At 61.9% G+C, this 11,512-nt stretch carries 9 protein-coding genes; all 9 read left to right on the forward strand.

What is annotated here, in order from left to right:
- Positions 1 to 183: 183 nt before the first annotated feature.
- A complete protein-coding gene (locus KDH09_13615) occupies positions 184 to 906 on the forward strand; it encodes a glycosyltransferase family 2 protein (protein ID MCB0220732.1) in 723 nt (240 codons plus the stop codon).
- 184 nt (positions 907 to 1,090) lie between these two features.
- Complete coding sequence (lepA, locus tag KDH09_13620; protein ID MCB0220733.1) at positions 1,091 to 2,887, forward strand: translation elongation factor 4; 1,797 nt, start codon at positions 1,091 to 1,093, stop codon at positions 2,885 to 2,887.
- Positions 2,887 to 3,750, forward strand: coding sequence for a signal peptidase I (gene lepB / locus KDH09_13625; GenBank protein MCB0220734.1), 864 nt, complete (start codon positions 2,887 to 2,889; stop codon positions 3,748 to 3,750). The genes lepA and lepB overlap by 1 nt, the downstream gene beginning before the upstream one ends.
- A gap of 15 nt (positions 3,751 to 3,765) precedes the next feature.
- A complete protein-coding gene (tadA, locus tag KDH09_13630) occupies positions 3,766 to 4,248 on the forward strand; it encodes a tRNA adenosine(34) deaminase TadA (protein MCB0220735.1) in 483 nt (160 codons plus the stop codon).
- 554 nt (positions 4,249 to 4,802) lie between these two features.
- Positions 4,803 to 5,918: a hypothetical protein gene (locus KDH09_13635; protein ID MCB0220736.1), complete on the forward strand. Its 1,116-nt coding sequence runs from the start codon at positions 4,803 to 4,805 to the stop codon at positions 5,916 to 5,918.
- Between the two features lie 110 nt (positions 5,919 to 6,028).
- Positions 6,029 to 6,592 carry a hypothetical protein gene (locus tag KDH09_13640; protein MCB0220737.1) on the forward strand — a complete coding sequence of 188 codons (564 nt, stop codon included), beginning with the start codon at positions 6,029 to 6,031 and terminating at the stop codon, positions 6,590 to 6,592.
- A 168-nt stretch (positions 6,593 to 6,760) separates the two neighbouring features.
- Entirely contained in the window at positions 6,761 to 8,098 is a 1,338-nt protein-coding gene (locus KDH09_13645; protein ID MCB0220738.1) for a sel1 repeat family protein, read from the forward strand.
- A gap of 76 nt (positions 8,099 to 8,174) precedes the next feature.
- Complete coding sequence (locus KDH09_13650; protein ID MCB0220739.1) at positions 8,175 to 9,062, forward strand: PEGA domain-containing protein; 888 nt, start codon at positions 8,175 to 8,177, stop codon at positions 9,060 to 9,062.
- A gap of 13 nt (positions 9,063 to 9,075) precedes the next feature.
- Positions 9,076 to 11,512 (forward strand): PD40 domain-containing protein (locus tag KDH09_13655; protein ID MCB0220740.1); only part of this gene is annotated, 2,437 nt, incomplete at its 3' end.

Raw genomic sequence — 11,512 nt, forward strand, 5'->3', positions numbered from 1 at the left:
GGAGTGGACGTCACGCTCACGCAGGAAGCCCTGCCCGAGGATGATCCCCGCCGCCGCCTGCCCGACATCGGGCGCGCGATTTCCGTGCTGAACTGGGAACCCCGGATATCGCTTCGCGACGGGCTCGTCGAAACAATCGCCTACTTCAGAAATCGTATTTGATCGGACTACACTGCAGCACGCATGAGCAAACAGCACGAAATTCCGGCCGGTTGTCTCTCCGTGGTAGTGCCCGCCTACAACGAGGGGGCGAGCATTGCCGAAATCCTTCGTTTGGTGGACGGCCGTCCCGAAGTGGGGGAGATCCTTGTTGTGGACGACGGTTCGGCCGACGATACCTGCGCCGTGGTGGAGGGACTGGGCCTCAAGAAACTGCGCCTTGTTCGGCAGGGAGAAAACCGGGGTAAGGGCGCGGCGGTGCGTCGCGGAATGCGCGAGGCACGTTGCGACTACGTCATCATCCAGGACGCGGACCTCGAATACGAGCCCGGCGACTATCCCGCGCTACTGGCGCCGCTGATCGCGGGGAAGGCCGGCGCGGCCTACGGCAACCGCTTTCACGCAGGCCAGCCCGGTCGCATGAGCCCGCTCTACTACCTGGCCAATCGGGTGCTGAGCTTCTACTCGAACCTGCTCACCGGCTACCGGCTCGGCGACATGGAAACCTGCTACAAACTCTTCCCGCGCGAGCTGGCCGGAAAGCTGGAGCTTCACGAGGACCGTTTTGGATTCGAGCCCGAGGTCACCGCCGAGCTGGCGCGGCTGGGCGTCTCCATCGCCCAGGTGCCCGTTGCCTATCACCCGCGGACACGTGAAGAGGGCAAGAAGATCGGCTGGAGAGACGGCGTGCGGGCCTTGCTCGTGATCACGCGCAGTGCCTTCCGGCGCAGCAGCCTTGCCGGTTGAGGCGCAAACCCCGAAAATCGATAAAGATTTCGCCCCCTTGGAGTCCGCCGTCCCGGCGACTATATAGGGACCACTTTGATGGCCCCCGGCGCGTGCAGCGGGGCCCACTCCGGCCCGCGAACGGGCGGCTGCAGGGCCGCCCAATTTCTCTCGCATCCAAGTCGCGGGCCGCACCCAGGTAGTCGTGGACCAGAAATTCATCCGAAATTTTTGCATCATCGCGCACATCGACCACGGAAAATCGACCCTGGCCGACCGGATGCTCGATGTGACCGGCGCGCTCAGCGAGCGCGAGAAGAAGGCCCAGTTCCTCGACAAGATGGATCTCGAGCGCGAGCGCGGGATCACCATCAAGGCCAGCGCTGCGCGCCTGCTCTACAAAGACCCTGCCGACGGGCAGGAATACCAGTTCAATCTGATCGATACCCCCGGACACGTGGACTTCACCTATGAAGTTTCGCGCAGTCTCAAGGCCTGCGAGGGTGCCATTCTCGTCGTGGACGCCGCCCAGGGGGTCGAGGCCCAGACCCTCCAGAATGTCTATATGGCCGTCGACGCCGGGCTCGAAGTGATTCCCGTGCTCAACAAGATCGACCTGCCGGCGGCCGAGCCTGAAAAGGTCAAAGCCGAAATCGAGGAAGTCATCGGCATTGACGCCCACGATGCCATCTGCATCTCGGCCAAGTCGGGGCTCAATGTGCCCGACGTGCTCAAGGCCGTGGTCGATCAGTTGCCGCCGCCCAAGGGTGATCCAGAAAAGCCGCTTCGCGCGCTGATTTTCGACTCGTGGTTTGATTCTTACCTGGGTGTCGTCGCGCTCGTTCGCGTGGTGGACGGGCGTCTCAAGAAGGGCGACCGCATCAAGCTGATGAGCACGGGCCTCAATTTCGAGGTCACGACCATCGGGGCCTACTCGCCGCACCCCATTAAGCTACCGGCGCTCGAAACCGGCGAAGTGGGTTTCATCTCGGCCGCGATCAAGAGCGTTTCCGAGGCGCGCGTGGGCGATACGATCACGACGTGGGAGCGCGGCGCTACCCAGGCGCTCGCCGGGTTCAAGGAACCGGTGCCGACGGTCTATGCCGGTATCTTCCCCATCGACAGCTCCCAGTACGAAGTGCTCAAGGACGCGCTCTCCAAGCTCAAGCTCAATGATGCGGCGCTGGCCTACGAACCCGAGACCTCGACGGCGCTGGGCTTTGGCTTCCGCGTGGGCTTTCTGGGCCTGCTGCACATGGAAATCGTGCAGGAACGCCTTGAGCGCGAGTTCGATCTCGATCTCATCACGACCGCCCCGAACGTGCAGTACCGCGTGACCACGGAAGACGGGGAGGTCTGCGAGATCCATAAGCCTTCCGACCTTCCCGACGGCAAGATCGAGACGATTGAAGAGCCCTACATCCAGGCCAACCTCTACTGCCCTACCGACCAGGTCGGCGCCGTGATCAAGCTCTGCGAGGAACGGCGTGGCCAGCAGAAGGAACTCAAATACCTGAGCCCGACGCGCACGGTGGTGGTCTACGAGCTGCCCTTCGCCGAGGTGGTTCTGGATTTCCATGATAAACTCAAGAGCGTCACGCGCGGCTTTGCCAGCTTCGACTACACGCCGCTGGGATACCGGGCCTCGAACCTCGTGCGGCTCAATATCCTGGTCAACGGCGAGCCGGTCGACGCGCTCTCGCTGATCGTCCATCGCGACAAGGCCTACTACAAGGGCCGCGAGCTGGCGGCGAAGATGAAGGAAATCATCCACCGTCAGATGTTCGATGTGGCGGTGCAGGCGGCGATCGGCACGCGGGTCATTGCCCGCGAGACGGTCAAGGCCTATCGCAAGAACGTGACGGCCAAGTGTTATGGCGGCGACATTACGCGAAAGCGCAAGTTGCTCGAGAAACAAAAAGAGGGGAAGAAGCGCATGAAACAGGTGGGCAATGTGGAGATCCCGCAGGAAGCCTTCCTTGCCGTGCTGAAGGTTGATTGATGAGCGATTCCAGCGATTCCGAGACACTGATATCTGCCGATGTTTCCTTTTCCACGCTTCGCCGAAATGCCAAGCAGGCGATTCGGGAAGTGCGCTGGGTCCTCAAGAAACACGGTGAGGCCCTTCAGCCGCGGCTTCGGGAAAAACTCGAAGAGTATGAAGAGCGCCTGGTCGCGGGAATCGACTCGAAAGACGTGGAAGTGCTCGGCGCCGCCTACCTCGAAGCGGCCGATTGTCTTGAAAACGAAGCCCAGCCCTTCCGCAAGTCCGCTGTTCGCGACTACCTCGAAGTTATCGTTTTGGCACTGCTGCTGGCACTGACCAGCCGCACCTTCATCATTCAGGCGTTCAAGATCCCTTCCGAGAGCATGGTGCCCACGCTTCTGGTGGGCGACTACCTGCTCGTCTCGAAGCTCAGCTACGGTCTGCACAAACCGGGCGGCGGATGGCTGATGACCTGGGATGAGCCCGAGCGCGGCGACGTGGTGGTCTTTATCACGCCACAGGACAAGGACCTGCCGCTCCTTCAACAGCGTGATTTCATCAAGCGCGTGATCGCCGTGGGCGGTGAGAGCGTCGCCTATCGCAACCGTACGATCTACATCAACGGCGAGCCGATTGAGGACCCCTGGGGTCACTTCGACACGAGCCCGCTGTTCGACCGTCCCGACTTCGGCCCTGTGACCGTGCCTGAGGGACACTTCTTTATGATGGGTGACAACCGCAACAATTCCGAGGACTCGCGTGTCTGGGGCTTTGCGCCCATGGACTTGGTCGTCGGAAAGGCGGAGGTCATCTACTACTCCCACGACAATTCGCTCTTTAACATTCGCTGGGACCGGGTGGCGACGGGAATCGAGTAACCCGCGCCCGAACCGATGAAGAATTCCAACGACGAGGACCTCAAGTGGATGCGCGCAGCGCTGCGACAAGCGGCCGCTGCCGAGCGCCGCGAGGAAGTGCCCGTGGGCAGCGTTGTTGTGCTGAACGGGGAGATCATTGGGCGCGGCTACAACCTGCGAGAGACGAGTCACGATCCGACTTCCCATGCCGAGATCCGAGCCATCCGTCAGGCCACCCGCAGGCTTGGTGACTGGCGCCTGGACGGGGCAACGATCTACATCACGCTTGAGCCCTGCCTGATGTGCATGGGGGCGATCAAGAACGCGCGTATCTCTCGGCTGGTGTTCGGGGCGAGCGACCCCAAGCAGGGGGCTTCAAAGCTCGCAACGCGCGCGCGCGCGGCCAAAGACGGCAACGATAAACCGCTTGAGGTTTGTGGCGGGGTGCTGGCCGATGAAGCTTCAGTCCAACTGAAGAATTTTTTCCGCCATCGCCGTTCGAAGGCGCGGCGTTCATAAGAGCGAGAAGTGATCGCGACCCACCGCTGGGCCGCCTCAGGTCATATCTGACAGTTGCTCCGCCTGTTTTGATGTCCTAGCATTATTTCTATCGGGCGCATTGCACATCGATCGTGCGGGAACTGGCAGAACACAGGAAACGCGCGGCTCGATACATGATTATCAACAAACAATTCATCTCCCTTCTGCTTTCGCGGCTTCCGGTCGTTTTTTTTGAAATCAATTCAAACGGGCGTCTGCTCTCCGTTCAGGGCGATGCGGTCAGGGCGTTTCGCGGAAATGCACTGGGGCAGGCCCCGCGCAGCCTCCACGTATTGGCGCCCGAACACGGTGAGGAGATCGCCGCGGCGCTTGTGCCCCGCGGAAAATCGCGCTGGGTCAACTTCAGCCTGCGCGATGGTGAGCCCTGCTGGACCGAATTCCTTCTCTCCTTCAATGAAGCGAGCGGGGAAGGGGCCCTCGGGCTGGCCATCGATGTGAGTGAAGAGCACGGCGGAAACCGACTTGCCCAGCGCCTTGGCGAAAGCCGGGAGCGCTCGGCAAGACTCGAGAGCATGGGCTATCTCATCAGCCTGTTCTCGAGCGACCTGAACAACTTTCTGAGTGTGGCGGCCGGCAACATGCGGGCTGTGCAACGTCACCTGAGCGACAAGCCGCACCACTCGCACCGCGTGCAGGCGGCGTTTCGCGCGATGGACGGCGCGACCCAGAACAGCCAGAAGCTCGCGCACGCCATCCGTCCGAGCGCGCCGTCGCTGCGATCCCTTTCTGTTCAGAGCGTCCTCGAGGCGGTGATTGACTGGGCCGAACTCAATCTGGGGGAACACTTTCAGTTCGAACTCATTGTCGCTGCGGGTCTGCCGCATTTGATGGGAGATGAAGAACAGATTGCGGAGATCGCCCGGATTTTGCTCCGCAATGCGACTGAAGCCATGCCGGAGGGCGGGCTTGTGATTGTCGAGTGCGATTGCGTTCACTCCGAGGCGCACGTGAAAAAGGCGCGACGGGCCCGCCCCTATCTCCGGATCAGTGTCAACGATGGGGGCGTTGGAATTCCGGAGCCAATCCTGGAACGAATCTTCGACCCCTGTTATTCGACCAAGCCTCGTCAAGAGGGGCTCGGGCTGACTCGCGCGCATGCCCTGGCCGGCGGCCATCACGGCTATCTGACCGTGAGCTCAGACCCGGGGATGGGCAGCACTTTTGAGGTCTTTCTGCCGCTCGATGCGCCGGCGCATCGACTGCCCGGGCTTGAGCCGATGGTTGCTGCCCCGGCTGGAGTGCTGGTTTATGAAGAAAACGAGAACTCGCGCATTGCGCTCGAGCGCGTTCTGAGTGCCTGTGGTTACCGGGCCGACTGCTACGCAGAGGCGGACGTCGCCTTTGGAGCATGGCGCGCACGCGCGCTGGCGGGCAATCCCTACCGAACGGCAGTGATCGGCTGGAGTGGAAAGGGAACAAAGGACCTGGGGGGGCAGCTCTGGAGTGATATCCTGGGCATCGACGCCCGGGCGCGTGGCATTGCAGTGTTGCCTTTCGGGGAGCGCATGAGCGAGCTTGATCTAGCCACCAGCGGTCTTCATGGAGCCCTCCGTTCGCCTCTGAGTCTGGATCAGGTTGGTCGCGTCGTAGGGGAGGCATTCCGGCAGCAGCGCAGGCGCCCCGCCTGAGTTTTCAATGGCTCCGGGACTGTGCGGCGGCTATGCTTGTCGTTGTGAAAAATACCCGACAGCAGATAACGAGAGTTTCCTCTTATTCATTCTCACTGGGCCTGCTACTTGTGGGCGCGCTACTGGCGGCAGCGGGCTGCGTTCCCAAGGGGGCGCCGCTTCCCGATGAGCTCCAGCGATCGATCTGGATCGACCCGCTGGCCGCCGAGGCCCCGGTAGAGGTCTATCTCGTCCTTCCATTCGACAGCGAAAGCGCGGCGGCGGATCTCGCACCGAGCGCCGAAATCGCAGTCGTGAAACGGCTTCGCGAACATGGATACCGGGTTCTGGCACGCGATGAAGTGATGGCCAGCCTCAAGGGCAAACAGCTTGCGAGCCTGAAGTTCTCCGACGAAGAGGGCCGCGCGCTGGCGCGCGAGCTGGGCGCCGACGCCGTGATTCGGGGCCTCATTTCCGATCTGCAGGTCAATCTCGTGGCGACCGACGCCGCCGAGGGGGGCGAGCTCTGGCGCGCCTCGGAGCCTTTCAAGCTCCCGATCGGGGACCATTCAACCGTGCTCTCGCGCGAGGCGGTGGTTTCGACTGTCAAGCGTCTGGTCCGTGCGGTGACCGATCGTTTGCCGCAAGGCGTCGCGCAGCCTGAAAATGTTCCACAAGGGCCTACGGGCCCTTAGAGCGGTCTTGTCCGGCCCTCCGCGCCGTGCCTTTTTTGCCTGATCGCCTATACTGCCTGCCATCAGTAAAACATCTCGGGCGGGGTGTGCTTGAGCGTCATCGCGGGCGTCCCGAATTGATTTCGGGCGTTCAGGGGAGTTGAGTCAGTGGGTGTGGGCATCGCGAAGATGTTACGGCAAATTCTGGCCGTGACAGCAGTTCTATCTGTCACCTTTATTATAGTCTCGCCTTCCCTCTCACAGGTAAGGCCCGACAAGGGCGTGGCGGTCTATCCCTTCGGCGCCAAGGGCGGGGCCTCGCCGGCGGTGGCCGAAGGCCTCACAGCGCTCTTCATCAATGAAATCGCCAATGTCGACGGCGTCCGCGTAGTTGCAGAGGACATCATCGAAGATCTGGCCAGGCAGCTTGGCCTGGAGCAGGCTTGCGGCACTGCGAGCTGTCAGATCGACCTGGCCAAGCAGGTGCAGGCCGAATACTTGGTGCGCGGCGACCTCACGCAGGTGGGGCAGAGCTACTTCCTCACCGCGCTGGTGATCAAGATTGAGTCCAATGAGACGGTGTTCTCGGAGAAGATCGAAGCCACGGAGGTCGAACTTGTAGAGCAGACCGGTGTGCTGGCCGATAAGGTAGCCGGGTTTTTCGCCTCCGGCGGTCAGTCGCAACAGCGCACCATCATCGATCTCGATGCCAAGCTTCGCGAGGCCCGACGCCGTCAGGCGCGCGAGCGCACGACGCCCGAAGCGCTCATCTGGGGCGAGTACGGAAAGGTCAGCGACATCAACAAGAGCTCGGCCGTCACTCCCAACGACAAGCTGGCCGCCTGGCGCTTTCTCTCACAGCTCTACCCGGCCCAGAACCGCTTTCGCGATACCGCGCTGCAATGGATGACCTACTGGCGCGAGCCCGACAACCGTTCCAAGGAAGTGTTGGAGGCCAGGGCGCTCTATGAGCGTGCATGCGCCCAGCAAAACCACGACGCCTGCACGCAGCTTGGCAAACTCGTTGAAGAAGAAGACGCACCGGCAGCGCGCGCCCGCTACGAAGCTGCCTGTAAGGCGGGTGAGCTCAATGGCTGCTACCGGCTGGGGATGTTCATGCACGAGCGCGAGGCCAACCCTTCGGGTGCCCGCGAGGTGTGGATGGAGGCTTGCAAGGGCAATGAGGCGCGCGCGTGCAACGGCGTGGGATTCATCCTGGAAACCGTCGAGGGCAACTGGAAGGACGCAGGCAAGTTCTACAAACGGGCCTGCGAATTCGGCGACCTGCGTGCCTGCAGCTCGCTGGGCTATCTCTACGAGACGCGCATGGAGAACTGGAAGTCCGCCAAGGAACTCTACGAGAAGGCCTGCGAGGGCGACGTGATGAGCGCCTGTTACAGCGAGGGCCTTATCCTCGAAAATCAGGAAAACAACTGGCGCAGCGCCAAACTGCGTTACCAGAAGGCTTGTGAGGGCGGAGTGCCCTCGGCCTGCGATGCCATGGAGCTGGGAAGCAGCCCCTGGTAGAGAGCGAGCGCCTGCGCCCGCCTGATCCGTGTTTTTGAAAAGCTCTTCCGGGGAAATGGGAAGAGGGGGAGACATCATGCAGCGATTCCTTCGTAGTGCGCTGCTGCGGTTTGCATTGACCGCAGCGCTTTTGCCGGCGCTTTCTCTGGTGCCGGTTCTTGCCAGAACGGCCTTTGCACAAAGCGGCAAGCGGGTGCTGGTCTACGGTGTGCAGGCGCAGGGGCGCCTGGGCGACCTGGTGCCACAGACCTCACGTGCGGTCACGGTTGCGACGACCCGCTACGCGGGGGTTCAAGTGCTCGGCGCGCGCAACGTGCAGAGCCTGGCCGACCTGCGACGCGATCCGGGGCTGCTCAATTGCGCCAAGCCCGAGTGCCTGCGCAATATCGCGGTGGCGTTGGGCGCCGATGAATTCCTGGTGACCACGCTGGTGCTCGGCGCCAACGGTGTGGTCGTCTCCGTTGATCGAATGGAAACGAAATCCGGCGAGAGAATCAACCGCGAGGAAGAGGTCTGGGCGGGAGAGCCCCGCTTCGTAGGGCCGCTTGCTGGTCTTCTGGCGGTCTCGCACTACAACGATCCCAGCTCGCTCACGCCGGGCACGCTGGAACTGGTTCCCGACGTAGAGGCCACGGCGCTGGTGGACGGCTCCTCGGTGGGCACTGCTTCTCCGGCGGGGCTCAGCGTTGAAATGGAGCCGGGCCGCCATGAAGTGAGCTTCGAGGCCGAGGGCTTCAAGTCCGGGAAGACCGAAATCGTGCTCATGCCCGGCCAGCAACTGCGCGTCGACCAGACCCTGATCGAGTCCGGTGCAGCGGCGGCCGCTTGGTATGAGAGCTGGTGGTTTGTGGCGCTGGTTGTTGCAGGTGTGGCGGCAGGCGCGACGCTTCCCTTCGTGCTCGGTGGCGACAGCACGCCGCCGGTAACCTCGGGGCCGCTATCCGTCACGGTGCCGGGACCGTAAGGGGGACACAGACATGAACACTCTCAAAAACTACGCCCTTACCCTTGTTGTAATCCTTCTGGCCGCCTGCCAGAGCGGCCCGCGCGCGCCGGCAAATCTCCTTGTACCGGTGGGAGAGGACCTGGCCGCGGTCAATGACAATGTGAACGTGCAGGGCACGCTGCGCGTTTATGAACAATCCGACATCGACGGCGCGCTCGGTGAATGCGTGGCCGAGGCATTCGGCACGAAGGCCGGCAGCAATTACAGCTTCAACCTCCCTGATCTGAGTTTCGGGGACTATGCCGTGCGCATCTACTACACGGGCACCCGTGACGGGGTGAGCAGCCTCCTGCTTGCAGCCGATTGTCCTGAGTTTACCCACGCCATCGACGGCTCAGAGTGCGACATAGACTTCAGCGTGCTCTCCGTGCTTGGCCACCAGGCGCTATTCGAAGCGCGCACCGATCCGCTCGATCCCGATACGGCAACGGAGACCTTCGGCGTGGAGGATTGCGAGGGCAACGTCCTCAACATCAGCGAAGCACCAATTGCCGCCACCTGCAAGGAGAGCCTGTTCGATTGCGATCGTAACAATACGACCAACTTGCAGGAAGCCCAGGATCCCAATGGCAGCTTCTTCTCCCTGGGCGTGACCACCGCGGGCAACGGCGTTTCCGACTTCGCCCAGGTGAGCGGCGACAGCCGCTACGTGACCTTCCACACGACGGCGAACAACCTCTCGGACGATGATCTCAACAACGCAGAGGACGTCTACGTTCTGGACCGTCAGACCGGCGTCCTCGATGCCGTGACCTCGGGTTTTCCCGGCGAGGATGCCAACGGCCCGAGCATGCAGAGCAGCGTTGATGACGAGGGGCGCTACGTAGCGTTCTCTTCCTTTGCGAGCAACCTCGCCCCCGGCGATACGAACAACATGGCGGACATCTTCGTGCGTGATCGCGAGCAGCGGGTCGTGCGTCTCATCTCCCAGGGCATGAGCGCCATGCCGGCAGACGGAAACAGCTTCAATCCGTCCATCTCGCTCGATGGACGCTTCGTGGCATTCGAGTCCGATGCCACCAATCTGGTCACGGGCGATACCAACGGTGTCAGCGATATCTTTGTTGCCGACCGCGACGTGTCGGACGACGGTTTCTTCGACGAGGAGGGCGATACCAAGATCGTCCGCGTGAGCGTGAGTGCGGCCGGCGCGCAGGCCGACGGGGCGAGCCGCAATCCCTCCATCTCGGGCTTGGGTCGCCACGTGGCCTTCGAGTCCGATGCCACGAATCTCATTGTGGGTGATACAAACGCCAGGACCGATATCTTTGTTCACGACCGCGATTGCGATGAGAGCATGGCGGCCAATCCCTGTGTGGACGGGCTCTCCGGAGACGAAATCTTCGATCAGGCCGGGCGCATCCGCACGATCCGCGTCAGCGTCACCGAGGCCGGCGCCGAACTCGTCGCGGCCAGCACCAATCCCGATCTGTCGCAGTCATGGGACGGCATGGAAGACGGACGCTTCGTGGTCTTCGAGACCATGGACAACACCATCAAAACCCTGCTTCCGGTGTTCGACTTCCTGGGCTTCGGCAATGGCGGGACGAACTACATGTTCACACTCGCCTACGCGCCGGTAAAGCCCGGCAGCGTGCGCGTCACCGCGCCGATGGGGATGTGCGTCGATAACGGAATGGGAATGCTCCTGGGATCGGGCGAGTGCATGGGCGGCACGGTCAACTACATGACCGGCGATATCAATGTGAATTTTAGCGTCGCCCAGGATATGTCCGATGATCTGTTCGGAATTTACGCACTGGAATTCAATGATCTCAACCCACGGATGGATGTCTACCTGCACGACCGCGATTGCGATCCGATGGCGCCGTTTGATGGGTGCCAGTTCGGCGCCAACGGTGTCTTCGATGAAACCGGCCTGAACCGGACGTTGCTGATGAGCCACAGCTTTGACGCGCTCGATGGCTTTATCGCCTCCAACGGCTTCAGCCACAACCCCGCGGTATCGGGAGACGGGAAGATCGTAGCTTTCGACTCCGATGCCGACAACCTCATTCCACTGGTAGGGGACTTCAACGCCGAGCGTGACGTCTTCGCGCGCGTGCGCAGTCTCGGCGGAGTCGACCAGATCGTCACCATGTCCGGGGAAATGCCCCTGACCTGCCGGGTGAGCCAGAAGAACCTCGATGGCGGAAACGGCGAGAGCAAGAACCCGGCGGTGAATCTTCTGGGTGACAGGATCGCTTATGAAACCGACGCGACAAACCTCGCTTCAGACATGGACACGGCATTCGACACCAACGGAAAGGTCGACATCGTACGTGCGGAAGTGATGGTCAACACCACCGATTGCATTTCGGAATTCGTGACGAGTTCGCTGCGCGCCACGGCCGGTCGCAACAACAATGTTATCTCGCAGGCGACGAAGGACTCGACCGGGGCTGCAC

The sequence above is a fragment of the Chrysiogenia bacterium genome (assembly GCA_020434085.1).
Classification (GTDB): domain Bacteria; phylum JAGRBM01; class JAGRBM01; order JAGRBM01; family JAGRBM01; genus JAGRBM01.